19 protein-coding genes are annotated in these 25,757 nt (G+C 46.0%); 9 read left to right on the top strand and 10 right to left on the bottom strand.

The annotated features are described in order from the left end of the window. Positions 1-9: 9 nt before the first annotated feature. Together BT127_RS00505 and BT127_RS00500 are read right to left on the bottom strand one after the other, a co-directional pair. Positions 10-2,670 carry an FtsK/SpoIIIE family DNA translocase gene (locus BT127_RS00505; RefSeq protein WP_318257074.1) on the bottom strand — a complete coding sequence of 887 codons (2,661 nt, stop codon included), beginning with the start codon at positions 2,668-2,670 and terminating at the stop codon, positions 10-12. A gap of 86 nt (positions 2,671-2,756) precedes the next feature. Further along, positions 2,757-3,467, bottom strand: coding sequence for a ClpP family protease (locus tag BT127_RS00500; RefSeq protein WP_075423067.1), 711 nt, complete (start codon positions 3,465-3,467; stop codon positions 2,757-2,759). Positions 3,468-3,782: 315 nt separating this feature from the next. Between BT127_RS00500 and BT127_RS00495 the strand changes: the two genes are divergently transcribed. Then, positions 3,783-4,367, top strand: a complete 585-nt coding sequence (locus BT127_RS00495) for a PH domain-containing protein (RefSeq protein ID WP_075423066.1) — start codon at positions 3,783-3,785, stop codon at positions 4,365-4,367. A 216-nt stretch (positions 4,368-4,583) separates the two neighbouring features. Here the strand turns inward: BT127_RS00495 and BT127_RS00490 are convergent, their stop codons facing one another. From BT127_RS00490 to BT127_RS00480, 3 genes are all read right to left on the bottom strand, one after another. After that, positions 4,584-8,165, bottom strand: coding sequence for a hypothetical protein (locus BT127_RS00490; RefSeq protein ID WP_075423065.1), 3,582 nt, complete (start codon positions 8,163-8,165; stop codon positions 4,584-4,586). 292 nt (positions 8,166-8,457) lie between these two features. After that, positions 8,458-8,676 (bottom strand): DUF378 domain-containing protein, encoded by a 219-nt coding sequence (locus BT127_RS00485; protein WP_075423064.1) that lies wholly within the window; start codon positions 8,674-8,676, stop codon positions 8,458-8,460. 162 nt (positions 8,677-8,838) lie between these two features. Continuing rightward, the gene (locus tag BT127_RS00480) at positions 8,839-9,069 is read right to left on the bottom strand and encodes an HPr family phosphocarrier protein (RefSeq protein WP_075423063.1); all 231 of its coding nucleotides are present in this window, start codon (positions 9,067-9,069) and stop codon (positions 8,839-8,841) included. Positions 9,070-9,353: 284 nt separating this feature from the next. On the opposite strand from BT127_RS00480, the gene mtaB reads away from it, so the two are divergent. Together mtaB and BT127_RS00470 are read left to right on the top strand one after the other, a co-directional pair. Further along, entirely contained in the window at positions 9,354-10,658 is a 1,305-nt protein-coding gene (gene mtaB, locus BT127_RS00475) for a tRNA (N(6)-L-threonylcarbamoyladenosine(37)-C(2))-methylthiotransferase MtaB (protein WP_075423062.1), read from the top strand. 33 nt (positions 10,659-10,691) lie between these two features. Further along, positions 10,692-14,396, top strand: coding sequence for a phosphoribosylformylglycinamidine synthase (locus tag BT127_RS00470; protein WP_075423061.1), 3,705 nt, complete (start codon positions 10,692-10,694; stop codon positions 14,394-14,396). A 156-nt stretch (positions 14,397-14,552) separates the two neighbouring features. Here BT127_RS00470 and BT127_RS00465 read toward each other — a convergent pair whose 3' ends face one another. From BT127_RS00465 to BT127_RS00450, 4 genes are all read right to left on the bottom strand, one after another. Continuing rightward, the gene (locus BT127_RS00465; RefSeq protein ID WP_075423060.1) at positions 14,553-15,548 is read right to left on the bottom strand and encodes a phosphotransferase enzyme family protein; all 996 of its coding nucleotides are present in this window, start codon (positions 15,546-15,548) and stop codon (positions 14,553-14,555) included. A gap of 37 nt (positions 15,549-15,585) precedes the next feature. After that, complete coding sequence (locus BT127_RS00460; RefSeq protein ID WP_075423059.1) at positions 15,586-15,870, bottom strand: hypothetical protein; 285 nt, start codon at positions 15,868-15,870, stop codon at positions 15,586-15,588. 128 nt (positions 15,871-15,998) lie between these two features. Continuing rightward, positions 15,999-17,357 carry a PFL family protein gene (locus tag BT127_RS00455; protein ID WP_075423058.1) on the bottom strand — a complete coding sequence of 453 codons (1,359 nt, stop codon included), beginning with the start codon at positions 17,355-17,357 and terminating at the stop codon, positions 15,999-16,001. A 31-nt stretch (positions 17,358-17,388) separates the two neighbouring features. Then, positions 17,389-17,658, bottom strand: coding sequence for an ACT domain-containing protein (locus tag BT127_RS00450; protein WP_075423057.1), 270 nt, complete (start codon positions 17,656-17,658; stop codon positions 17,389-17,391). 467 nt (positions 17,659-18,125) lie between these two features. Between BT127_RS00450 and BT127_RS00445 the strand changes: the two genes are divergently transcribed. The 6 genes from BT127_RS00445 to BT127_RS00420 all read left to right on the top strand — a co-directional run bounded on the left by BT127_RS00445 (position 18,126) and on the right by BT127_RS00420 (position 24,014). Next, a complete protein-coding gene (locus tag BT127_RS00445; RefSeq protein ID WP_075423056.1) occupies positions 18,126-18,977 on the top strand; it encodes a histidinol-phosphatase HisJ family protein in 852 nt (283 codons plus the stop codon). 28 nt (positions 18,978-19,005) lie between these two features. Continuing rightward, positions 19,006-19,485 (top strand): Lrp/AsnC family transcriptional regulator, encoded by a 480-nt coding sequence (locus BT127_RS00440; RefSeq protein WP_075423055.1) that lies wholly within the window; start codon positions 19,006-19,008, stop codon positions 19,483-19,485. A gap of 2 nt (positions 19,486-19,487) precedes the next feature. After that, positions 19,488-20,675, top strand: a complete 1,188-nt coding sequence (locus BT127_RS00435; RefSeq protein ID WP_175541889.1) for an aminotransferase class I/II-fold pyridoxal phosphate-dependent enzyme — start codon at positions 19,488-19,490, stop codon at positions 20,673-20,675. Further along, a complete protein-coding gene (ispE, locus tag BT127_RS00430) occupies positions 20,665-21,522 on the top strand; it encodes a 4-(cytidine 5'-diphospho)-2-C-methyl-D-erythritol kinase (RefSeq protein WP_075423054.1) in 858 nt (285 codons plus the stop codon). The genes BT127_RS00435 and ispE overlap by 11 nt, the downstream gene beginning before the upstream one ends. A 249-nt stretch (positions 21,523-21,771) precedes the next feature. Beyond that, positions 21,772-22,368: an HD domain-containing protein gene (locus BT127_RS00425; RefSeq protein ID WP_075423053.1), complete on the top strand. Its 597-nt coding sequence runs from the start codon at positions 21,772-21,774 to the stop codon at positions 22,366-22,368. A 50-nt stretch (positions 22,369-22,418) separates the two neighbouring features. Continuing rightward, positions 22,419-24,014, top strand: coding sequence for a DUF1653 domain-containing protein (locus BT127_RS00420; protein WP_075423052.1), 1,596 nt, complete (start codon positions 22,419-22,421; stop codon positions 24,012-24,014). Positions 24,015-24,264: 250 nt separating this feature from the next. On the opposite strand, the gene spoIVA is transcribed toward BT127_RS00420, so the two are convergent. Next, on the bottom strand, positions 24,265-25,740 hold the full coding sequence (gene spoIVA / locus BT127_RS00415) for a stage IV sporulation protein A (RefSeq protein ID WP_075423051.1): 1,476 nt from the start codon (positions 25,738-25,740) through the stop codon (positions 24,265-24,267). Positions 25,741-25,757: the final 17 nt, after the last annotated feature.

Raw genomic sequence — 25,757 nt, 5'->3', positions numbered from 1 at the left:
CTGCCTGCGTCAGTTTTCCATTCTCATTCGTCTTTCGTCAAACTGCATTTTCGACATATAGACCTTTCTCGGCTTTGAGCCTTCGCTTGGTCCGATAACTCCCATTTCCTCCAGGTCATCCATTATTCGTGAAGCTCTTGCATAGCCAAGCTTCAGCTTCTTCTGGAGCATAGTCGTTGAAAGCTGACCGTTGTTTACTGCCAGCTCTATAGCGCGCTCAACGTAATCCTCATCCGTAGCAACAGCAGGAGTATCGCTGTCATCACGGTCATTTCCCTTGCTCTGGGGAACGAAGCTGTCCACAGCCTCGGTTATAGCGGCATCGTATTCTACCTGACTCTGAGCTCTTATGAAGTTCAGAGTTGCGCTTATATCCTTGCTTGATGCAAAGCATCCCTGAACTCTCACAGGCTTGTTCATACCTATCGGCATATAGAGCATATCACCGTTTCCGAGGAGCTTATCCGCGCCTGCCATATCAATGATAGTACGTGAATCCACCTGCGACATAACAGAAAGTGCGATACGGCTCGGGATATTGGCCTTGATAAGACCTGTGATAACGTCCGTGGTAGGACGCTGTGTAGCTACAACAAGGTGCATACCTGCGGCACGTCCCATCTGTGCAAGACGGCAGATAGAGTCCTCGACTTCCTTGCCTGCGACCAGCATCATATCAGCCAGCTCGTCGATGAAAACGACTATCTGAGCCATTGGCTGCAATTCGTCATCCATTTCCGCAAGCTCGTTATAGGACTTAAGGTCATTTGCACCCACATCCGCAAATGTGGAGTAGCGGCGCATCATCTCGTTAACTGCCCAGTTAAGCGCACCTGCCGCTTTTTTCGGATCGATGACTATGGGGATGAGCAGATGAGGGATGCCCTCGAACACCTTGAATTCGACCATTTTCGGATCGATGAGTATGAGCTTTACCTCCTCAGGCTTTGCGTTGTAGAGTATGCTCATGATTATTGAACGGGTGCAGACTGATTTACCCGAACCCGTAGTACCTGCTATGATAACATGGGGCATCTTGGTTATATCGCCGACTATAGCGTTGCCCGTGATGTCCTTGCCGACTGCAAATGTCAGCTTGCTGGCGGAATTCCTGAATTCCTTGGATTCCAGTATCTCCCTGAGAGTTACCGTATCTTTGTTTATATTCGGGACCTCGATACCTACAGCAGGCTTACCCGGGATAGGCGCCTCTATACGCACTCCCTGCGCCGCAAGACTAAGGGCGATATCGTCCTCAAGTCCCCTTATTTTCGATACCTTAACGCCTGCTCCCGGCTGGAGTTCGTAACGGGTGATAGAAGGTCCTCTGCATATGTTGCTTATCTTTACTTCAACGCCGAAGCTCTTGAAGGTGTTTACTATGGTCTCTGCCTTGTCGTGCATCTCCTTTACCGCATCCGAACTGTTGGAACGTATATCGGGAGGAGTAAGCAGGTCGATACCCGGAAGTATGTACAGCGGAGTCTTGTCCTTGACAGGTGCAGAGGGAGTTTCCTCGTCAACAGCTTCCGCAGAAGCCTCTTCAGTCTTTTCGGGAAGATTCTCCGCAGCCTTATTGATAAGAGCATCAAGGCTGTGATCCACAGGATCAGCAGGCGGAAGCTCGTCCCCAAGGTCGGGATTATCGATGAATATAGGCACATCAAGGGGATCGTCATAGGCTATCTCCGATTCGCCAGGAAGCGGAACGTCCATGACAAAGCCGTTCTCATCGGGGATGCCGCGTCGTACAGCAGGCTTTTCAGGCTTTCTGACAGGCTGTGACATGGACATATTGCCGTTCAGGAGACTTATAGCCTCTATCTCCTCACGGTCGGGATAGGAGATGCCTGTCTGTATGACTTCATCTTCAGTCTCTTCCCCGTCCGCATCGTCCTCTTCATCGTCACCGCCGACAACTCCGTAGAAGCCGCTGTCGAAATCGCCGTCCACAAGCATTTCCTTAACTCCTGCAACACACTGCATAAGGAATGTGAAGGGACGGAAAAGTATATCAAGGAACTCGTTTATACCCTTGCCCGTAAGAAGGAGTATGATAACGAAGAATACCACAAGAGTGAATATCTTTGCGCCGAGCCCGCCGAATATCTTAAGCAGGGTTCCGCCGATAAGGTAGCTGATGACTCCGCCGCCCTTAAGTGCAACGCCCTCCTTGTAAAGCTCGGGAATGTTCTTGAAGAAACCGAGTCCCGGAAGCTTTCCCACGAAGAATATCTCTATGGCCGCACTGACTACGAATGGAAGTGCAACTGCCCATGCAGCACGTCCAGAAATATCCTCTTCGGTCTTGTTCTTGCTTATAAGTATGGATGTATAAATAAGTATAACGGGTACTATGAAAACAGATACTCCGAATATACCGAGAAATGCTCTGTGTATACTGTGCCAGCCCGATGTTCCCGGTATGAGAGCCATCGCAGCCATAAGAACTCCTGAAGCGAACAATACAACAGATGTGGTTCTGTTGCGCTCGTTCTGTTTCTGCTCAAGCTTTTCCTTGGCACTTGCAGCCTTCGGTGAAGAAGCTGTCCTGCTTCCCGAAGCCTTTTTTCTGACTTTTTTCTGCGCAGGCTTCTTTTTTTCATAGCCTGCCACCACTTCTATCGGAGCCGTAGGCTCTGACATCTGTGCCTTTTTTTTGTCTGACATTGCTATCCTCCATTTTGTTCTGCATATGTACAGCTCCGCAAGACGCATCACCGTCGTTACGGAAGCAATATCGGGAGTTTTTCCCGTTAACTGACCTCATCATCAGCATATCTTCTGTCTGTATTCTCTATCATCTCATACAGACAGCTAACAGCATCACCAAGTCCGCCGAGACAATCGATAAGTCCCGACTCAACAGCTTTTTCGCCTTCAAGCACTGTTCCCACGTCCGTTACCAGCTCATCAGTATTCATGAGCATCCTGCGGAATTCATTCTCGTCCACCGAACTGTTCTCTGTGACAAAGCGGACTATCCTGTCCTGCATCCTGTCAAAATACGAGAAGGTCTGGGGTACGCCGATAAGTGTACCGTTCATCCTTACGGGATGTATGGTCATAGATGCCGACGGAACTATAAAAGACTTCTTTGCGCTTACTGCAAGAGGAACTCCTATAGAGTGACCTCCGCCCACCACAAGAGATACCGTAGGAGTCTTCATCCCCGATATCAGTTCAGCAATAGCAAGTCCTGCCTCAACGTCGCCGCCGACGGTGTTAAGGATTATCAGCAGTCCCTCAACGCTTCTGTCCTGTTCTATAGCCACAAGGGAAGGGATAATGTGCTCATACTTGGTTGTCTTGTTCTGTTCGGGCAGTACATAGTGCCCTTCTATCTGTCCAATTACCGTAAGGCAGTGTATAAGATGCTTCGAGTTTGAAGGCTCAGTCTCTCCCGTTTTAACTATGGAGTCTGTCTTTTCCGCCTCGTCCTTACGGTCCTTTTTATCGTTTTCCATTGTATACACCTCACTTGACTTCGTACTTTTATTATGCACCGAGTCCGCAAAGGTATACATTATTTATTATACACGAACCCTTCCGCAAAGTCAATACATCAATTTCAGCATTTACAGGGTTCAATTTTGTTGATTAGAATAATTAATCTGTAGGGACGGCGCACTTGATCGTGCCTGCCCACTACAAAATGTGCTCATTTCATGACATATAATATTGATAATTGATTTGCATGTGAACCGTGATGGCTGCCTTGACAACTAAGCGAAGTCATGCTATACTGTTAACAAAATTTCTCACACGAAAGGATGAGTACTATGTCACTGACATCACATATTGAACCGTATGAGCACATTCTCTGGTCCGGAACGCAAAATAAAAAGGTTTCTGTTATGAAATCAATCTTTAATCCGATGCTTCCGAAGGCGGTGTTATGGGGGATAGTTGAATTAGGATTCATCTTGTTGGTGATAATATCTTCCCATTCTGATTCGTCATCTAATACAGATAAAAGCGTCTTTTTAATCCTAATTCCATTTTTTTTAGGTCCCCTTATGCCAGTCTTGCTGTACCTTGGCGGCGTGCTGACCGCTGTTCCGAGTGTCAAAAAAACAAACTACTGCATCACCGATCAGGCAGTTTATATACAGCAAGGAATTTTCAATACGACTACTAAGCGCATTCCCTATCAGCAAATTATCTCCGTTGATACGAAACAATCATTTTTTAACAAACACACTTCTACGGGTGATGTTATTCTGAAGCTTGACGAGATCATGTATTCTGGAAAGCACCGTATACCTCGTTATCGCAAAACCATAATTGAAAATATTGCTGATTACGAAGAGGTTTATCAAACGATCATGAAGTATCAGTCGTTGTTTGCCGCTGATATGCTGTGAGATGCACCGAATGACGCAAGTTTTACCAGTATACAGACATAGATAAATACTCACATTTCCGCTATCTTGAAGTCTTTGAGAAGCACCGCTCCTATTATAGACAAACCAACATGGATAACAGCAATTCTTCAGTTTTTTCAAGGCATAAAGAAAGCTCCTGAGCGATTCAGGAGCTTTCGTTTTTTGATCATTTGTTTTATATTATTTCTTGAATAATTAAGCTTTTGTAACAGCGTTATAGTAAATACTTGCAGCTAAGTGGCTTTCTCCTAATGCCGAATCAGTGATACCATCGAGTTTTGTATCAGCGCAAAGGCTTGAATTGCCCCACTGATCTCCGGGATATCTCGAACCCTTCTTCCATTCTAACTCTGTCTCATAACAACCATAGGACAGGAATGATCTTGCAAGTCCGCTTGAATGAAGATCAGAAGCAGCAGCCTCTCCGTCATTGGACCAGTCATAATAATCAAGCAGATAATATTTTATCTTAGCTGTGTATACTGTTTCTCCTGCTGCGTTTTTAGAGCAGTCGACCGTTGCTGCGAGTGCATTCTGTCCGCCGCCTACTGCAAGCCACCAGTCAATGGATGCATTCAAATCGTACGAACATACAAGTTCATGATAATTACATTTCCATGAAGATGCTAAAAGTGTACCTGTTTTATGTACATCTCTTGGCTTTTCAATGTCCTTTACAGTAGAAAAATCAAACTTATGGTTTAATTTCACATTCTTTTCGACCATATCCATAAAGGAGTTCATATTATCATAATATCTGCTTCTTCCGACTGTTGTAAGTCCGATAGCATAGTTAAAATCATCAAAGCACATATCTGTACCCTTTCCATTAAGAAAATGGCTAAGCGCTTTTGAAGCATTCGGTGTACTTCCGACTACATCAACAAAAGAAGGAATGTCTTCAACAAAGCCTGTACCATTCAGAAGTGATGACAGTTTAGTTTTTCCGCCTACTGCCATAATCCTGAGCTTTGCTTTATCAGCAAACATCTTAGCGGTCATCGGTTTTGTAAGATATGAAGTTTCCGAATCATGTATTACCTTCTCATAGCCGTTTGAAAGAAGATCTCTGTATTTAACGGCAGTGTAGTCATCAACGACCTGGAAATGATCATCCAGAGCTTCAAACGGAGAATTATCACATACATCACGGATTCCGTCATTATCAGTATCAGACTTTGTAGGATTTGATTCCCATACAGCTACATCTGTGTTATCATAGAAATCCTTAAGCTTTGGTCCGTAAGGAGTATCATGCCACTGGTAAGGGCCGTAAGGAACGTCATTTTCATCCTTCTTCTTGCCGACAGTGATATCAGCCTTCTCGAAGAGTTCAGTATATGTCGGGAATTCGTATGTACCGTCGGGATAGATTATCATATAAGTTCTGTCAAGCTCCTCCCAGTCAAGAACTCCGTCTCCGTCGGTATCATTATCGGAATTCGGTCCCAGTGCACCTTTGAGGACCACCTTGATATTGCCGTTTATGGTCTCTATATCATATGAAGCGTACTTTTCAACATTATTTTCGATTCGTTTGAGAAGCGCCTTGTAGTTAGCATCCGGATCGAATTCAATATCCAGTCCGCCATACTCGTTTTCCATGTAATAACTCAGATTTTCATCAGGTTTCTCTTTATAGTATATTTCTGAGAAATCCATATTATTTTCCCAAAAATAAGTATAGACATAATCAGCATCAGTATAATCATCGCTTCTAAAACTTGTAGGCTGAGTTCCTGCATTCATGAGATTTACTACAAATATTTTATTAACAAATCTATAAGAAGCCAAAAGCTCATCATACACTTTTTTGTATGCAATAAGTCTGTTTGCCGGCCCCCACATAGCGTGATATTCAAGTTTTTCAAGAGCTGCATCAAGGGATTTCAGATCAGAGAAGTCGTTAGTGGTTGAAGTTTCCTTAAGCTGCATAGCCTTTGTCTGAATATCATATGGAATAAGATGGATAACAACACCGTCGTAATTCTTGAAGAGATACGCACCCATATCATGGATCAGCTTCTTCTGAGATTCAAAATTTTCATCACCGTTATAACCTGACATCTGGATAGCAAAAGCAAGCTCGAATGCCTCGTTTCTTACTGTCGGAGCCGAGCTCTCATCCTGAGCTTCGATACTTACATCAGTCGCACCGTTCATCGCAGGACTTTCAACAGTACCTGTTTCCTCCGACTTTTCGGGAATATCCTCCTCTTCTTCAGGCTTGATGCCAAGTGAATCGAACCAGATCTCAGAGTCCATTATGCAGTATGTGCCTGTACCGTCTATGTAAGCGATAACACTGTTCTCAGACTCGGAGTAATAAGTATCAAGCGGGATGAACATATGGATATCCTCGTTATACTGGAAAACAGAAAAGCGCTTTATGCCTTCAAGTCCCTCATAAGTACCGAGTTTATTGTCCTTGTATTCATCCTTGATATTGAATCTGAGCTTCATCGAATCGAGCTTTGCATCCTTATCAACAACAACATCGATAACGTCTCCGACAATAGCCTCTTCATCGATAACATCGGTGTATCTGCTTTTAGATACGGTAAGTTTCTCCTCAGCGAATCCCACTACGTTCATATCAACAGCAAGCTTATATGCATTTTCTTCAGTATTAACCAAGTCGAGAACAGGAGCATCAACTCTTACTGCCTGAGAAATGAAAACATCTCCGTCTTTATTTCCGACGGATTTCGGATTAACAGGATCAGTACCCATTTTATGCTCTGCATAGTCCGAAAGTCCGTCCTCATCTGTATCTTTAACAAGAGGATCAGTCTTAAGATCGTTAACTTCCTCACCGTCAGTAAGGCCGTCGCCGTCTGTATCCTTATCAAGAGGATTGGTACCAAGCTCCATTTCCTTCTTGTTCGGGATGCCGTCATCATCACAGTCAGCCTCTGCATCCGAAACACCCTTTTTGTGCGAATCGGAAACAGCAGGATCGGTACCTGTGATATACACTTCCTCATAATCGGTAAGTCCGTCCTTGTCAGTATCCTTGGAATCAATATCGCTGCCGTAAGCGGACTCGAACATATCAGCAATGCCGTCCTCATCAGCATCGAAGAAATCTGTTATATATGTATCCTCTTCCTTGGTGATGAAGAACGGGAATGATTCGTAACTATTTCCCTTGTCGTCAGTATAGCCGACCTTGAAGTATACTGTACCGTTGATATCTTCAAGAGCATAGCTGTAGCTGTCTGCATCTTCAACCTTAGCAGCGGATACATACTTCTTATTGTCATCAGAAACAAAGAGCTCAACAGTTTTTACATCTTCGTTCACGAGCCATTCGATGTCGACGGACTTTGTCTCTTCGTTATACACGCCAAAAGCGTAGATACCGTCTGAAACTGTGGCATTGCCCTGTTCCTCGGGTGTATCACTGTCTGAAGGCTTTTTGAAGAATGATTCAAGCTTCTCGCTTGTCAGCGGAAGATCATCCCTGCTTATGTACTGCACATCGATAAGCTGTACAGCGATCGCATCAAGACCTGTTATACCCGAACCGGGATCAACGCAGTCCGCATTGAGCTGAGCCTGTTCATCCATAGGGTATTTTTCCTTGTTAGCTATAAACTGTAATATCGCCAGCGCATCACCGAGAGAAACATCTCCGTCAAGATTGGCATCTCCGTAGGTGACTTTGCTTTCAGCAGCGGTCTCAGCTGCAAAGGAAGCGCCTGTAATGACAGCAGAATTGCTTGCCATCATCGCCGCCGCAGCCGAAGCTGCAATTAATCTTTTCAGTTTCATTTTTCAACCTCCTAAAAACATTTACCAAAAATTATTCCGCGTGTGTTAATTTTAACATCATTTACATTTACTGTCAATATTTTTTTTGCTATCTATAGGCGTTTTTAAAAATATTTATACCTTCATATAAAAAATATATACTTGCAAAGTTATTGGTTTAGTAAATTCTCACAAGAATAATACTGTTTGTATATGCTGTATTTCTGTCAATTTCTTCCTTCTCCCCATATATTGCTGATTTCATTCCAAAATATGTAACGCTCCCGCGGCATCATCGGGAGCGTTTATTGTCTTATCGGTTCGGTGAATCGTAAGCCAGTGACTCTTCCTTCCGGAAAAGGAAAGAAATGCACCACACAGCAGAAATCGCCACAAGGATGTAGAGAGTTCTTGCGATAAGGCTGCCTGCGCCGCCGAAAAGCCACGCAATAAGGTCCAGCTCAAAAATACCGACCAATCCCCAGTTTATCCCTCCGACAATGAGAAGGATAAGCGCGATCTTGTCCCACATTGAGAACACCTCTTCTTTCGGGATTTGACGTTTTCATCGGAAAACCGTCTGTTGGTATTATATCATCAAATCCCTGCGATATACAGGCAAATCATGGCAAAAAAAGAAACGCTGCCAAAAGTGACAGCGTTTATCAGGTGTGTTTTTATTGATATCTTTATCTTACTTTACGATGAATTTGTCGATTTCCTTGAAGAATTTGTCTGCGTCATCTGTGTGAGCGTTGAGCTCGATAGGCTTTGAAAGGTCAAGACTGAAAATACCCATGATAGACTTTGCGTCTACGGCATATCTGCCTGAAACCAGATCGATATCGAAATCATACTTCATTACGATATTCACGAATTCCTTTACATCATTGATAGCCTGAAGTGAAACTGTAGTCTTTGTCATTGTTTTCATACCTCCCATAACGTGTGGATGTGTGGTTTTTTATCGTTTATTTCTTTTTCTGCGGCTTTCCTTACCGCACTTACATCATAGCACTAAAAAAACCCAATGTCAAGCCACTTGAAATATTTTCGTCAATTTAGTATAATATAAGAGACATTGAATTTGATAATTTATTCAGAAAAGAGAGTATTTAATGTCCACAAAAGCAAACAGTGTTTTTTGTGCAGTATTTACATGGATGCTTTTAAAACTCTTTGATAGCAATTTTTAAATTAAGGAGAAATATGTATAAAGTATATTTTATTACATTTGGCTGTAAGGTCAATCAGTACGAAACAGAAGCTCTGAAAAGCTGCTTCGAGGATAACGGATTCGGAATATGTAATAGTGCAGAGGAAAGCGACATTATAGTAGTCAATTCCTGCACTGTCACAGGAAGCGGCGACAGCAAATCGCTGTATTCGGTCAGGAAGCTCCGCAAGGATCACCCTGACAGTGTTATAGTCCTGACAGGCTGTATGCCACAGGCAGATCCCGATATACAGGCAAAAATTCCCGAAGCAGACGTCATAACAGGCACCAATGAACGAAAAAAGATCCCCGAGCTTGTAAGCAGGTTCATATCCGAACACGGCAGACTCGTGGACATAGTCCCCTACACGAACCACGATACATTCGAGTCTATGGAATACCGCAGTTCATTCAGCAAAACGAGGGCTTTCGTGAAGATACAGGACGGCTGCAACTGTTTCTGCAGCTATTGCATGATACCCTATGCCCGCGGACGATGCAGGAGCAAATCCCCAGATATACTTAAAAAGGAAGTGGAGATGCTTGCGGATTCGGGACACAAGGAGATCGTACTTGTAGGCATAAACCTTGCATTCTACGGCATGGAAAGCGGTCTCAGGCTTGCGGATGCAGTTGAGCTCTGCTGTAGTATCGAAGGCATAGAGCGTGTACGTCTCGGTTCTCTCGAACCCGAAATGCTGCTTGAAGATGACCTCCGCAGACTCGCCGCACAGCCGAAACTATGTCCGCAGTTTCATCTTTCACTGCAATCAGGCTGCGACAGGACTCTCAAAGCCATGAACCGCCGCTACACCGCCGATGAGTACTATTCTCTCACACGCCGGATACTGGAGCACTTCCCCGATGCGGCGTTCACCACCGATATAATGGTAGGCTTTCCCGAAGAGACTGACGAGGACTTTGAGGAATCCCTGAGATTTGCAGAGAAGGTCGGATTTGCCAAGATACACGTATTCCAGTACTCCCCGAGAAAGGGAACTCCTGCGGCTTCAATGAAGCAGATCCCCTCCGCCGTGAAAGCTGAACGTGCCGACAGGATGAAAGCGGCTGCCGCAAAGCTTCAGAGCAGTTACCTTGCCCGTCAGGTTGGAAAAACTGTGAAAGTGCTTTTCGAGCGCGAAAATTCGCCTGAATTCCATCAGGGATGCGCTCCCGATCACACTCTCATAAAAATTTACAGAAAAAATTCCGAAAAAAGTTTGCGTAATCACATATTTAGTGTTATAATAAAAGAGAACCGCTCCGATCACTGTATCGGAGAGATAAAAGAACACTGAACCTCATAACGAGGAGAACAGGAGAACAGATTTATGTCCGTATTCAGAATTTATGTTGAAAAGAAACCTGAATTTGCAGTTGAAGCACAGTCAGTCCTGAGCGATGTCAGGACAGCACTTCGTCTTGACCTTAAGAACGTCAGGATACTCAACCGCTACGATGCAGATAAGCTCAGCGAAGAAGATTTCAAGGCTGCTATAAGCACAGTCTTCTCAGAGCCTGCTGTTGACGTTGTTTACGACGAGCTTCCTAAGCTCCGTGATGACGAGCACGTATTTGCAGTTGAATATCTCCCCGGTCAGTTCGATCAGCGTGCAGACAGCTGTGAGCAGTGTATACAGATACTCCGCCAGGGCGAGCGCTGCCGTGTAAGAAACGCAAGGATATATATTGTGAGCGGAAGCCTCAGCGATGCTGACATCGACCGCCTTAAGGCTTACATAATAAACCCTGTTGAGAGCCGTGAAGCTTCACTTGAAAAGTTCGAGACACTTGATACAAAGTACGATATCCCTACTACAGTTGATACTCTCACAGGCTTCACTTCACTGGATGAGCAGGGACTTCACGCACTCGTTGACAAGCTCGGTCTTGCTATGGATTACGACGACATAAAGTTCTGCCAGGACTACTTCCGTACAAAAGAGCGCCGCGATCCCACTATCACTGAAATACGCATGATCGATACATACTGGTCGGATCACTGCCGTCACACTACATTCCTTACAAATGTAGAGCACGTAAATATAGATACACCTTATATAAGAGAAGCTTTCGAGCTTTACATAAACGTCCGCGAGGAGCTTGGCAGAAATGACCGTCCTGTAACTCTCATGGATCTTGCTACAGTTGCGGCAAAGAAGCTCAAGGCTGACGGACTTCTCCCCGACCTTGACGAGAGTGAAGAGATCAATGCATGTTCCGTAAAGATCAAGGTTGATATCGACGGCAAGCTCGAAGACTGGATACTCATGTTCAAGAACGAAACTCATAACCACCCGACTGAGATCGAACCTTTCGGCGGTGCTGCTACATGTCTCGGCGGCGCTATCCGTGATCCGCTTTCAGGACGTTCATACGTATATCAGGCTATGCGTGTCACAGGTGCAGCTAATCCTCTCGTTCCCGTTGAGGACACTATCACAGGTAAGCTCCCCCAGAGAAAGATAACTGTCGGCGCTGCAAACGGCTACAGCTCATACGGTAACCAGATAGGTCTTGCTACAGGCCATGTTGCTGAGGTCTACCACCCGGGCTATGTTGCAAAGCGTATGGAGATTGGTGCTGTACTCGGTGCTGCTCCTGCTGAGAACATCCGCCGTGAAAGACCTGTTCCGGGAGATATCGTTATACTCCTCGGCGGTAAAACAGGACGTGACGGCTGCGGCGGTGCTACAGGTTCATCAAAGTCACATACACTTGAATCACTGGAATCATGCGGTGCAGAGGTACAGAAGGGTAATCCGCCCGAGGAGAGAAAGCTCCAGAGACTCTTCCGCAATCCTGATGTTACAAAGATGATAAAGCGCTGCAACGACTTCGGTGCAGGCGGCGTTTCAGTTGCTATCGGCGAGCTGACTGACGGTCTTATCATCAACCTCAACGCAGTACCAAAGAAGTACGACGGTCTCGACGGTACTGAGATAGCTATTTCCGAATCCCAGGAGAGAATGGCTGTAGTCATCGCTCCCGAGGATCTTGATAAATTCCTTGCAGAAGCAAAGAAGGAAAACCTCGAAGCTACTGTTGTAGCTGACGTTGTTGCTGAACCAAGACTGAAAATGAACTGGAACGGCAATACTATCGTTGACCTCTCACGTGAGTTCCTCAACTCAAACGGTGCTCCAAAGTTCACAGATATCACTGTTGAGCAGCCTGAGATGTACTCTTACAACGACAAGGCTGACAGCGCTGAATCATGGACAGAGCTCATGGGCAGCCTGAATGTATGCTCACAGAAGGGACTCATCGAGAAGTTCGACTCGACTATCGGCGCAGGCACAGTTCTCATGCCTTTCGGCGGCGTTTACCAGATGTCTCCTTCACAGGCTATGGCAGCCAAGATACCTGTCCTCGAAGGCGAAACAAATACCTGCTCACTCATGGGTTGGGGTTACAACCCTGATATTTCCGAGAAGAGCCCTTACCACGGCGCAATGCTCGCTGTTGTTGAGTCTATCGCAAAGGTAGTTGCAGCAGGCGGTACATATAAGAAATGCTGGCTCACATTCCAGGAATACTTCGAGAGAACTCAGAACGATCCCAAGCGCTGGGGCAAGCCTCTTGCAGCACTTCTCGGTGCATTCAAGGCACAGCTCGAAATGGGATGCGGCTCTATCGGCGGTAAGGACTCTATGTCAGGTACATTCGAGAACATAGATGTTCCTCCTACACTCGTTTCCTTTGCAGTATCAACAGCTAAGGCTGATAAGGTAGTATCAACCGAATTCAAGCGCTGGGGCGACAACGTTATCTACATCGCTCCCGAATACGACAAGGACGGTCTCCCTGTATTCTCCAGCATAAAGGCATGCTTTGACAAGGTTGAGGAGATAATCTCCGCAGGCCGTGCAAATGCTGTATGGACTCTCGGCTACGGCGGTGCAGCAGAAGGTATCGCTAAGATGTGCTTCGGTAACAAGGTCGGCTTCGAGTTCACTTCAAGACTTACAGCAGAACAGCTCTTCAAGCCTTGCTACGGTGCTTTCATCATCGAGCTCACAGGTGAAGCTTCCGACGATGAGAAGGTCATCGGTAAGACTATCAAGGATTACAAGATATTCACATACGATTACACAGTTAACCTCGATGCACTTCAGAGAGTATGGGAAGGCAAGCTCGAACCTGTATTCCCATGCCGCATAAGAACTACAGACTCAACTCCTGCTACATTCTCTTCGCCTGTTACAGAGAAGATAACTTCTTCCGAGAAATTCGCTAAGCCAAGAGTACTCATCCCTGTATTCCCCGGAACTAACTGCGAATACGATACAGCAAGAGCTTTCGAGAAGGCAGGCGCAACTGCCGAGACAGTCGTTATCAAGAATATTTCCGCAGCTGACCTTGAGGACTCTGTAAACTACTTCGAGAAGGCAATAAAGGAATCACAGATAATCATGATCCCCGGCGGATTCAGCGGCGGTGACGAGCCCGAGGGAAGCGGTAAGTTCATCACAGCATTCTTCCGCAATCCTAAGATAAAGGACGCTGTTCACGATCTCCTTAAGAACCGTGACGGTCTTATGCTCGGTATCTGCAACGGCTTCCAGGCACTTATCAAGCTCGGTCTTGTACCATACGGCGAGATAGTTGACATGACTGACGAGTCACCTACACTTACATTCAATACCATTGCGCGTCACCAGTCCATGATGGTAAACACACGTATCGCATCAAACAAGAGCCCATGGCTCTACGGTACTAACGTAGGCGACATCCACACAGTTCCGATCTCACACGGCGAGGGACGTTTCGTAGCTCCTCTGAGCCTTATCCAGCGTCTTGCAAACAACGGTCAGATCGCAACACAGTACGTTGATCTTGACGGCAATCCGACAATGGATATCCGTTACAATCCGAACACCTCTATTGAGGCTATTGAGGGTATAACTTCTCCTGACGGACGAGTTCTCGGTAAAATGGGACACTCAGAGCGTAAGGGAAGCTACATCTGCAAGAACGTTGAAGGAAACAAGGATCAGAAGATCTTTGAGAGCGGCGTAGCTTACTTCAAATAATAACTAATGTGTACTCAGTAACCGCCTTTTGGCGGTTACTGCCTCCGGACTCCGCTAAAGATGTGAAACCCATTTAGAATCCAAAATTGGTGAAATACTACGTTACAAAAAAATTTAAGCCATAAAGAAGAATCACTCTCCTTTATGGCTTATTATTTACTGCGCTTTCCTGAAGGCAGCATATATCATTTCAGTTATCTCATCACCATGCAATATGAAATTATTCAGCTGTACAATAAGCTCATTCGCCCTTACAAGACATTCCGAAGGAGTCTTGTCACGGAAATAATGCTCCTCACTGATATAATCCGTAAGATACCTTATGGCAAGCTCTGCTGTCACCCAAAGTATACCGTAATACAGCGAATCGGTCTCATCCGGGGAAAGAATACCTCCAAGTCCCTCGGCGAAACCCTTTACCGCATTTCTTACCACACTGTAGTCATAGTCACTTCCGCGACAGACCGAACGGATAAGGTCGCCGAAATCGATAGCCGCATATCCGTACATCACCGTATCAAGATCGATAACAGAGCACTTGTTTCCCAATATCACATTATCCGCTTTTGCATCACCATGTATTATCCGCTTTCTGAAAGAGGCCGGAAATACATGGTCAAGTGTATCACAGATACTGCCGAGACGTGCAATTATACCGCTGTCTATCTTCTTCATCGGAGAAGCTGCCATTGCAGCCTGAAGTCTGCCGAAATACCTTTTGATGTCATGAAAGCCCTCACAGACTGTTTTCAGCTTAGGCTTCTCTTCGGACATTATACGGATAAATGATCCGTAGGCACGTCCGGAACAAAAGATCTTCTCTGTGCGGGAATACTCCCCTGATTCACAGGTAAAGGGATAAACCCTCCACAGTTCACCATCACAAAGGATAAAATTGTCCTCGCCGACAGTCAGGAACTGCGGAACAGATACATACTCGTCAGGATGCTTCATGAATGCACCGCAGACAGCGGAGATATTCTCCATTACCGCTTCGGGCACACAGAACACTTCACTGTTAAGTGACTGGACTATATATCTGCCTTCGGGCGTTTCCGCAAGAAATGTACGGTTTATATGTCCGTTATCAAGTCCTGAGATACTGCCGCAGTTTTCTATGCCGAATCTGCGGAGTATATCAACTATCTCCATACCTGCACCTCACAGAATAATCTTTATATCTCCGATCTTATGCCGAGCGGTCGGAAAACAGCATGATGAACGTTACAACGGCTATAAATAAAGCCGCAGCGAATGAGAAAAAAGCCGTAACACGGGATCTTCTCCAGAGCCTTATGCCCTGTGAAAGCATGAGAACGGAAAGGAGCGGTTCCATAATGAAAAATCCGTCTACATTCTCAGGCAGTAGTTTTGCAAAGTATAATGCAGCAGTTAGTAAAACGCCGACAGAGCAAACAAGTCCCACAGCGTGAGCTGTTTTTTCTGCCATAGTAGGTCTGTTATCAATATTCATTTTATTTTCACCCTTATATTTGTCACGCGCCGCTCTCTATGAGCGGCTAAGCGTGAAACATGATCATTTTCTATTATGAGGAACATCAGTTCCTGTTGTATCAGATATTGTACTAAAACTTTTTGACGTCAGTTCTTAAGGCTGTGCATAGGTGCAGGGATACGTCCGCCGCGGTTTATGAACTTAGCCGCAGACTTGTCACGTATCGGCATTACAGGGCCGCTTCCAAGCAGACCGCCGAATTCGAGAGTTTCGCCCTCCTTCTTGCCGATAGCAGGGATGAGACGAACAGCAGTTGTCTTTGTATTTACCATACCGATAGCTGCTTCATCAGCGATTATAGCAGAAATAGTCTCGGGAGCAATATCTCCGGGAACAACTATCATATCAAGTCCCACAGAGCATACGGCAGTCATAGCTTCGAGCTTTTCGATGCTGAGAGTACCTGCAACAGCGGCATCTATCATACCTGCGTCCTCTGAAACAGGGATGAATGCACCCGAAAGTCCGCCGACAGTGGAAGAAGCCATAACTCCGCCCTTCTTTACAGCGTCGTTGAGCATTGCAAGGCATGCTGTAGTTCCGTGAGTTCCGCACTGTTCAAGTCCCATTTCCTCAAGGATATGGGCAACGCTGTCGCCGATAGCAGGAGTCGGAGCAAGTGAAAGGTCAACTATACCAAAAGGCACTCCGAGAAGCTTTGAAGCTCTTGCGCCTACAAGCTGTCCCATACGTGTTATCTTGAATGCGGTCTTCTTGATAATATCCGCAAGCTCATTTATTGAAGCATCGGGGTACTTGCTGAGTGCAGCACGTACAACACCCGGTCCCGATACACCTACGTGTATCTCACAGTCAGGCTCGCCAACGCCGTGGAAAGCTCCTGCCATGAAGGGGTTATCCTCTACCGCATTGCAGAATACAACAAGCTTTGCAGCACCGATACAGTCGCGGTCAGCTGTACGCTCGGCAGTTTCTTTAACTATCTGTCCCATGAGCTTTACAGCGTCCATATTGATTCCCGACTTTGTAGAGCCGATATTTACAGATGAACAGATATTATCGGTTACAGCAAGAGCCTCTGGGATAGAGCGGATAAGCGCCTCATCGCCTGCACTGAAGCCCTTCTGCACAAGTGCCGAATATCCACCGATGAAGTTAACTCCGCAGGTATCTGCCGCTCTCTGAAGAGCCTTTGCGAACTTAACAGGATTTTCGTTAGGGCATGCAGCAGCAAGAAGTGCTATAGGAGTTACCGATATTCTCTTGTTGATTATCGGGATACCATACTCCTTTTCGATCTGCTGACCTACTGAAACGAGGTTCTTTGCACGGTCCACTATCTTGTTGTATACCTTATCACACGCCTTGTCGATATCGGTATCGATACAGTCCAGAAGCGATATACCCATTGTTATGGTTCTTATATCAAGGCACTCGTCCTGTATCATTCGTATAGTTTCGAGTATATTATATACGTTAAGCATTGGAAAGATCCTTTCATTCTGATAGTTTCGATTATATAGTGTGCATCGAGTTGAAGATATCCTCGTGCATAGTATGTATCGAAAGACCAAGCTCAGAGCCGAGATTTGTCATACGGTCTACGAGCTCTGCGAAATCTCTGTCCATAGCAGTTATGTCAATGAGCATAATCATAGCGAACATATCCTGAAGAACGCTCTGTGTCACCTCTATTACATTCGCACCCATTTCAGCGCATATACCGCTTACCTTATGAAGGATGCCTACGTTATCCTTACCAATTACAGTTACAACTGCTCTCATATATTTGACCTCCGCAAATAGATTTTTGTCCACGGCAGCTGATACAGAAACAGTCCTGCCGATGCACATTTACATTTAATTATACCATATCCTGCGATAAAAATAAAGTCCTATATTTAATTTTTATTTTTAAACAGTAAAAAATCTTAAAAACTATGGAAACAGATTCGTTAATGTGGTATAATGAATGCTGGAGCATTCATTATACTTTATCTGAATGCCCTTGCAGATACGCAAATCTCTGATTTGCTCCCTGCATATCGGGTAATTATACCACAACGCTCCGCTTATGTGGTATAATGAATGTACACATTCATTATACTTTAGTCTAAATGCCCTTGCAGATACGCAAATCCTTGATTTGCTCCCTGCATATCGGGTAATTATACCACATCGCTCCGCTTATGTGGTACAATGAATGCATCGGCAGCACTGAGCTGTCATTATACGAAAGGATACGACATACTATGAAACTTATCGATTGTCACACTCACACACAATTTTCCGTCGATTCGGAAGCTGATATAAATAAATGCATCATGCGAGCCGCGGAGCTCGGACTTGCCGCCTACGCCATTACTGACCACTGCGAATGCAATGCATGGTACGATGAAGCGCACTACACCTCCGCTCCTCCCGATGTTGACCATTTCAACTATAAGGACGATTTCTACGGTTCGGTCGAAGCTGTAACAAAGCTGAAAGAGCAGTACGGCGGAAAGCTCAACCTCATCTGCGGAGTTGAACTGGGACAGATACTACACGATACAGAGGTCGCCAGAATAGTAAATGCTGACAAAAGAGTGGATTTCATTGTCGGTTCTGTTCATCAGGTGCTGGGCGAGAAGGACTTCTACTATATCGACTATGAGAAGCTGACAATGGACGAGATCTACGACCTTCTGGAGCGCTATTTCAGGGAAGTTAACGAAATGAGCCGCACGGACCTCTTTGACGTTATCGGACATATCACCTACTGCCTGCGCTATATGAAGCAGAGACACGGCATTTGTCCTGATATAAGCAGATTCGATGATATAATAGCCGACACCTTCCGCAATCTCGCTCAGAACGGCAGAGGTATCGAGATAAACACATCGGGACTCCGTCAGGGCTTCGGTGATACTTTCCCCGATCTCAAATACGTTAAGATGTTCCGTGACCTCGGCGGAGAGATACTCTCTATCGGTTCGGATTCGCATACTGTTGAGGACATCGGCAAGGACGTGGAAAAAGGCGCTGAAACAGCATATGCCGCAGGCTTCAAACGTCTTGCATTCTTCAAGGGAAGAAAGCCGCAGTTTACAGATATAGTCTGATACAAATTATACGAAAGGATATGATACCATGAAAAACGAGATAATCAATATATTACAGCAGAACGCCCGCATATCAAATCATGCACTGGGCGAAATGCTCGGCATCTCAGCCGATGAAGCTGCCGCAGAGATAAAAAAGCTCGAGGACAGCGGAATTATCAAGGGCTACAGCGTAATACTGGACGATGACCTTTTTGACAAATCAATCGTTTACGCTACGATCGAGCTTAAGGTAACACCTCAGAGAGACTGCGGATTCGATGATATCGCAAAGACTATCATGATGTATGACGAGGTAGAAAGCGTAAGCCTTATGTCCTCGGGCGCATACGATCTTGCAGTAGAGGTAAAGGGCAGCAACCTCAAAGATGTTGCTTTCTTCGTTTCAGAGCGTCTTGCTACAATAGACGGTATTCTCTCAACATCAACACACTTCATCCTTAAGAAATACAAGGAGAAGGGCATCTTCATCGATGGTGAGGATAAGGACGAAAGGGGACTGGGTTAAGCGTGATAGATTACGATAAGGTCCTTTCGGACAAGATCAAAAAGATAAAGCCTTCAGGCATAAGAAAATTCTTCGATATCGCAGGCACTATGGAAGGCGTTATCTCACTTGGTGTCGGCGAACCTGATTTCAATACACCGTGGGTAATAAGAAAAGCCGCTATACAGGTCCTTGAACGCCGACACATCGTCTACGGACCGAATAAGGGACTCGCTCCGCTGAGAGGAGCTATAAGCGATAATATCGCCAAAAAGCACGGTATCACATATGATCCAGACAAGGAAATGATAGTAACTGTCGGCGGTTCTGAGGCTATCGACCTTGCAGTGCGCGGTCTTATCGATCCGGGCGACGAGGTTCTCGTAGTTGAGCCCTGCTTCGTATGCTATGCTCCTCTGGTAGAGCTTGTTGGCGGAGTTGCGGTACCTGTCCCCACACGCCTTGAAAACAACTTCAAGCTGACTGTTGACGACCTTAGGGACAAGGTCACAGAGCGTACAAAGCTCCTTATACTGCCTTTCCCTAACAATCCCACAGGCGCTATAATGACAAAGGAGGATCTTGAACCTATTGCAGAGTTCCTCCGCGGTACAGATATAATAGTCCTTTCAGACGAGATATACTCCGAGCTTACATACGGCAGGAAGCACTTCTCTATAATTGAACTGGAGGGAATGCGTGAGCGTACAATATACGTGAACGGCTTCTCAAAGGCCTATGCCATGACAGGCTGGCGTCTCGGATACGTAGCCGCACCCGAACCGATAATAACTCAGATAGCCAAGATACATCAATACGGCATCATGTGCAGTCCGTTCATAAGCCAGAACGCCGCTGTTGAAGCTCTTACCTCATGCGATGAAGAGGTAAAGAAAATGGTTGCGGAGTATAACGTCCGCCGCCGCTACCTTGTGGGCGAATTCAACCGTCTCGGACTTACCTGCTTCAATCCCGAGGGTGCATTCTATGTGTTCCCATGCATAAAGAGCACTGGACTTTCCAGTGAGGAGTTCTGCGAACGCCTTCTCTATGAGGAAAAGGTAGCCGCAGTTCCGGGAAGCGCATTCGGCGACAGCGGAGAGGGATATATCCGTATTTCCTACGCATACTCCTTCAAGCACCTTATGGAAGCTATGGGCCGTATCGAGAAATTCCTGAAAAAGCTGGAGGCTGAAAAACATGAAGGTTAAAACAGCCGCAAAGGTAAATCTTGCTCTGGACGTTACGGAAAAGCTCCCGAACGGCTATCATAACATAAAAAGCGTTTTTCAGACCGTAGGACTCTACGACGAGGTAACCGTAGAGCTTACCGATGAGGGAATCTCCCTTACCTGTGAAGTACCAGAGGAGTTCGCCGCCGCTGATCCTATCCCCTGTGATGAGCGGAATATAGCCTATAAAGCCGCAAAGCTCTTTCTTGAAGAGAACGGTATGACCTCGGGCTGCAATATCAGCATAAAGAAGGGTATCCCCTCTCAGGCAGGCATGGGCGGCGGAAGTACAGATGCTGCCGCAGTTATCTACTGTCTCAGCAGACTTACAGGCAAATCGCTGGAACATACCGAGAGACTCGGTGCGGACGTTCCTTTCTTCCTTACAGGCGGTACTGCCTATGTTGAGGGCATCGGCGAGAAGATAACTCCCATTGCCGATTATTCGGACAGGATACTGGTCATAGCAAAGGGCAGTCAGGGCGTATCAACTGCTGAGGCATACCGTGCAGTGGACTCACTTGAAGCACCCGTACATCCCGAAGCCGAAAAGCTTGCAGAGAATATAAAGGTATCTCCTGATGAAGCGTACCGCTTTTTCGGCAACCTTTTCCAGCAGGCAGTACAGCTTGAAGAGGTGGACAGCATTATATCTATCATGCTGAACAAGGATGCACTGAAAGCCAATATGACGGGAAGCGGTTCGGCAGTATTCGGTCTTTTTGAGACTGTTGAACAGGCGGAACTGTGTGCGGAGAAGCTCAGAAAAATGGGATTCTTCTCGGCAGTATGCAAAACAGTAAAAGAATCGTTTACAGAATTATAATTTCAGGAAGCGCCCTCACTTGCAGGGCGTTCCTTCTTAAAAAGCAGTCCGTAGGACTGTTTTTTAATTCACCATTTGCGGAGCAATTACAATATTCAGCATCCGCCTGTTTTTTCAACTTTTTTGTAAACTTTCGCCGCCGCTATTGAATAAAAAAATCATAGGTGGTATAATTAATGTGTACTCAATAACTGCCATTAGGCGGTTATTGTCCCTGCATTTCGTCATTCCACCGAAAGGAGCTGTAATATGACACCAAAAGAAGAATTTATTTCTATATATACCGAAAATATCAAGCGTCAGGGCGCAGATAAACTGCTGGAATTCCTCAAAAAAAGCGACTTCTTCACCGCTCCCAGCAGCACACGCTATCACGGTTCGTATGAAGGCGGTCTCGTACAGCACAGCCTTAATGTATACCACTGCCTGAAGGACTACCTCTCACGTCCCAGAACAAAGGAAGTATACGGCATGGACTTCTCTGAAGAAACTATCGCCCTTGTTGCGCTTCTCCACGATATATGCAAGGTCAATTTCTACGCGATAGAGTACCGCAACAAAAAGAACGATGCAGGCGTGTGGGAAAAAGTCCCCTGCTATACCATAAATGATACACTGCCTTACGGTCACGGAGAAAAGTCGGTATACATCATATCAGGCTACCTCTACGGCGATGGAAGACTCACCCGTGACGAGGCTTTCGCTATCCGCTGGCATATGGGCTTCTCAGGCATCGAGGACAAGAATACTATCGGCAAGGCACTTGAAATGTACCCTCTCGCATTTGCCCTCCACGTTGCAGATATGGAAGCTACATACTTCCTTGAGGGAAGCAGCGGCAAATAGTCCCCCGGCATTATAAAGCACATCATTTTTTTATAAAGGAGTTAATTAATATGAACTGGTACGATAATGCCATAATCTATCACATCTACCCTCTCGGATTCTGCGGTGCGCCTAAGTATAACGACGGCGGCGAAGTTGTCCACCGTCTTGACAAGGTACTCGAATGGATACCTCATTTCAAGGAAATGAACGTGGATGCAGTTTACTTCGGACCTGTATTCGAGTCTGTCGAACACGGCTACGATACTACCGATTACAAGATGATAGACCGCAGACTCGGCGATAATGCTTCATTCAAAAGGATATGTGATACGCTCCACGAGAACGGCATCCGCGTCATCCTCGACGGCGTTTTCAATCATGTAGGAAGAAAGTTCCCTCAGTTCGTTGATATACAGGAAAAGGGACAGGGTTCGGGATACTGTGACTGGTTCCAGAACCTGAACTTCGGCGGTCCCTCACCCTGCGGCGATCCGTTCTGGTACGAAGGCTGGAACGGACACTATAATCTCGTAAAGCTGAACCTCCGCAATGTGGGCGTTTGCGACCACCTTATCGATGCGGTGAACTACTGGATAGAGGAATTCCACATCGACGGTATACGCTTCGATGCCGCAGACTGCATCGACTTTGATTTCTTCAAGCGCATCCGCAATTTCTGCAAGGGAAAGAAGTCCGATTTCTGGCTCATGGGCGAGATAATCCACGGCGACTACAACCGCTGGGCTAACCCGGAAATGCTGGACAGCGTTACAAACTACGAGTGCTATAAGGGACTCTATTCCTCCCATAACGACAAGAACTACTTCGAGATAGACTACTCGATAAACCGCCAGTCAGGCGCAAACGGCGGAATCTACCGCAATATAAACCTCTATAACTTCGTGGACAATCACGATGTAAACCGCCTTGCAAGCACTCTTGTTAACCCTGCTTACCTGCCCCTTGTATATACTCTTATGTACTGCATGCCCGGTATACCTTCTATCTACTACGGAAGCGAATACGGCATACAGGGACGCAAGGAAAATAACTCCGATGATAATCTTCGTCCGTGCCTTTTCCTTGCAGATATGGAAAAGGAAAACACCGATTTATACAGGCACATTGTAAAGCTCGGACGCATTTACCGCGCTTACCCTGCTGTAAGAACAGGCAGCTATGAGCGTATCATCATCACAAACCAGCAGCTTCTCTTCAAGAAGATACAGGGCGACCAGACCGTATATGTAGCGCTCAACCTCAGCGAATATGAATATGACCTTAACTTCGGTACGCATCTCCCTGCACTTGTGGACGTCCTCAGTGCATCAGAGATATCTGTGAATAACGGCAATGCATACGTCAAAATGCCGCCTTTCTCATCTATGATCATCGTATCGGACGATATAGTTAACAGTGCCGCAGAAGCCGCGCCCGAGGTTCAGGAAATACCTGATACAACAGAGACCGAAATAGTCATCGGTGGAAAATACCGTCACTTCAAGGGCGGAGAGTACGAGCTTCTGTCCGTAGCACGTCACAGCGAGAACAACGAGGAGCTTGTGATTTACAAGTCACTTAAGGACGGTCAGGTGTGGGCAAGACCGAAGGCTATGTTCGTAGGCATGGCAGGCGACGTCAGAAGATTCACACTTCATGACTGATACAGGAATTATTATATGTTTTATCGGGGAAAAACCTTTCTGAGGAAAGTTTTTTCCCCGAACCCCTTTTCCAAAGACTTTCTGCCCCAAATTTTCAGCCTGACAGGGTACTCACTCATAGTATTACTAAACCAGTAGTTTTACATGAGCACCCTGTCAGGCTGAAAATTTAAAGTAAAGACTTTAAAGAGAATTTGAGAAAAGCACTTCTTTCAAAAGGCTTTCCCAATAACACAAGTAAATATCCATATCACAGGATAAAGCAGATTAGTCCGCTGCAGCCGTCATTTATGACACGTTCAAGAGTCTCCTGAAGCTTCATTCTTGCATCTACAGGCATCTTGTAGAGTTTATTGTGCAGTCCCTCGTTCACAAGTTCGTGGAGTGACTTGCCGAAGATATTGCTCTCCCATATTTTAGTGGGATCGTCATCGAAACCGTCCAGAAGGTACATAACAAGCTCCTCGGACTGCTTCTCCGTACCCACTATAGGTGATACAGTCGTATTGATATTGGCTTTCATAAGGTGTATGGAAGGCGCTGCGGCTTTAAGTTTAACGCCGTATTTTCCGCCCTGCTTGATTATCTTCGGTTCTTCAAGAGTAAGCTCCTCCAGTTCGGGCATGACTATACCGTAACCCGTAGCTTCAACTTCCTCCAGCGCAGGAGCAATACGGCTGTACTTTTTCTTGATATCGTTAAGCTCCATGAGAAGCGGCATAAGGTCGCCCTCACTCTCTATCTCGATGCCTGTAGCTTCGCCCAGTATCTTATAGAACAGACTGCTGTCAAGCTCTGCGGAGATAGTCACGACGCCCTTGCCGAGGTCGATAGATGATACTGCTGCGGATATTATATGGGGACAGTCCGACATTGCTGCGGCGGCGTTTTCTGCCTCTCTTACGAGCTTTATGTCCTTAGCCGCATCACGTATGCAGTCCAGTATCTCGGACCTGAGCCAGTGTCCCTTTTCAAGTGAATGTATCCACCTCGGGGCACGTATATTGATCTCACGTACAGGGAAAGAGTAGAGTATCTCACGCATTATGTCCCGTATATCGCCTTCATCAAGTCCCGTGGCATTTATGGGTATGACTTTGGTATCGTACTTATCCGAAAGCTCCGCAGCAAGCTGTTTAGCCTCGGGCGATGAAGGATTCACAGTGTTCAGTACTACTACAAAGGGTTTCCCCAGTTCCTTAAGCTCGCGGATAACTCTTTCCTCGCACTCCTCATACTCTTGCCTCGGAATATCGGAGATAGTGCCGTCTGTAGTCACCACAAGACCTATTGTGGAGTGGTCGGATATGACCTTCTGAGTACCTATCTCCGCCGCCATATTGAATGGTATCTCCTCATCGAACCACGATGTCATGACCATACGTGGAGCTTCATTCTCGATATACCCTATGGAACTCGGTACAATGTAACCAACGCAGTCTATCAGCCGCACGTTGAATGAGGCACCGCTGCCGAGACTGACCTCCACTGCTTCCTCGGGGATGAACTTGGGTTCGGTGGTCATTATAGTCCTGCCTGCGGCGGACTGTGGAAGCTCGTCAACTGCCCTTTCACGCATGAACTCGCTTGTTATATTGGGTATCACCAGCGACTCCATGAACCGCTTGATAAAAGTCGATTTGCCCGTCCTGACGGGACCAACCACTCCGATGTAGATATCGCCGCCTGTACGTTCGGCGATATTGCTGTAAATATCTTTAGCCATGATCTGCTCCTTATCGT

It is taken from the genome of Ruminococcus sp. XPD3002 (assembly GCA_900119535.1).
Classification (GTDB): domain Bacteria; phylum Bacillota; class Clostridia; order Oscillospirales; family Ruminococcaceae; genus Ruminococcus; species Ruminococcus flavefaciens_H.
This window is presented reverse-complemented; position numbering and strand designations above follow the sequence as displayed.

Excerpts from the sequence above, each read along its gene's own strand:
- BT127_RS00440 (WP_075423055.1), top strand. The coding sequence starts at position 19,006 with ATGAAAAACGAGATAATCAATATATTACAGCAGAACGCCCGCATATCA.
- BT127_RS00445 (WP_075423056.1), top strand. The coding sequence starts at position 18,126 with ATGAAACTTATCGATTGTCACACTCACACACAATTTTCCGTCGATTCG.
- BT127_RS00500 (WP_075423067.1), bottom strand. The coding sequence starts at position 3,467 with ATGGAAAACGATAAAAAGGACCGTAAGGACGAGGCGGAAAAGACAGAC.
- BT127_RS00495 (WP_075423066.1), top strand. The coding sequence starts at position 3,783 with ATGTCACTGACATCACATATTGAACCGTATGAGCACATTCTCTGGTCC.
- BT127_RS00480 (WP_075423063.1), bottom strand. The coding sequence starts at position 9,069 with ATGACAAAGACTACAGTTTCACTTCAGGCTATCAATGATGTAAAGGAA.
- BT127_RS00450 (WP_075423057.1), bottom strand. The coding sequence starts at position 17,658 with ATGAGAGCAGTTGTAACTGTAATTGGTAAGGATAACGTAGGCATCCTT.
- BT127_RS00455 (WP_075423058.1), bottom strand. The coding sequence starts at position 17,357 with ATGCTTAACGTATATAATATACTCGAAACTATACGAATGATACAGGAC.
- spoIVA (WP_075423051.1), bottom strand. The coding sequence starts at position 25,740 with ATGGCTAAAGATATTTACAGCAATATCGCCGAACGTACAGGCGGCGAT.
- BT127_RS00490 (WP_075423065.1), bottom strand. The coding sequence starts at position 8,165 with ATGAAACTGAAAAGATTAATTGCAGCTTCGGCTGCGGCGGCGATGATG.
- BT127_RS00470 (WP_075423061.1), top strand. The coding sequence starts at position 10,692 with ATGTCCGTATTCAGAATTTATGTTGAAAAGAAACCTGAATTTGCAGTT.
- BT127_RS00465 (WP_075423060.1), bottom strand. The coding sequence starts at position 15,548 with ATGGAGATAGTTGATATACTCCGCAGATTCGGCATAGAAAACTGCGGC.
- BT127_RS00420 (WP_075423052.1), top strand. The coding sequence starts at position 22,419 with ATGAACTGGTACGATAATGCCATAATCTATCACATCTACCCTCTCGGA.
- ispE (WP_075423054.1), top strand. The coding sequence starts at position 20,665 with ATGAAGGTTAAAACAGCCGCAAAGGTAAATCTTGCTCTGGACGTTACG.
- mtaB (WP_075423062.1), top strand. The coding sequence starts at position 9,354 with ATGTATAAAGTATATTTTATTACATTTGGCTGTAAGGTCAATCAGTAC.
- BT127_RS00460 (WP_075423059.1), bottom strand. The coding sequence starts at position 15,870 with ATGAATATTGATAACAGACCTACTATGGCAGAAAAAACAGCTCACGCT.
- BT127_RS00485 (WP_075423064.1), bottom strand. The coding sequence starts at position 8,676 with ATGTGGGACAAGATCGCGCTTATCCTTCTCATTGTCGGAGGGATAAAC.
- BT127_RS00425 (WP_075423053.1), top strand. The coding sequence starts at position 21,772 with ATGACACCAAAAGAAGAATTTATTTCTATATATACCGAAAATATCAAG.
- BT127_RS00505 (WP_318257074.1), bottom strand. The coding sequence starts at position 2,670 with ATGTCAGACAAAAAAAAGGCACAGATGTCAGAGCCTACGGCTCCGATA.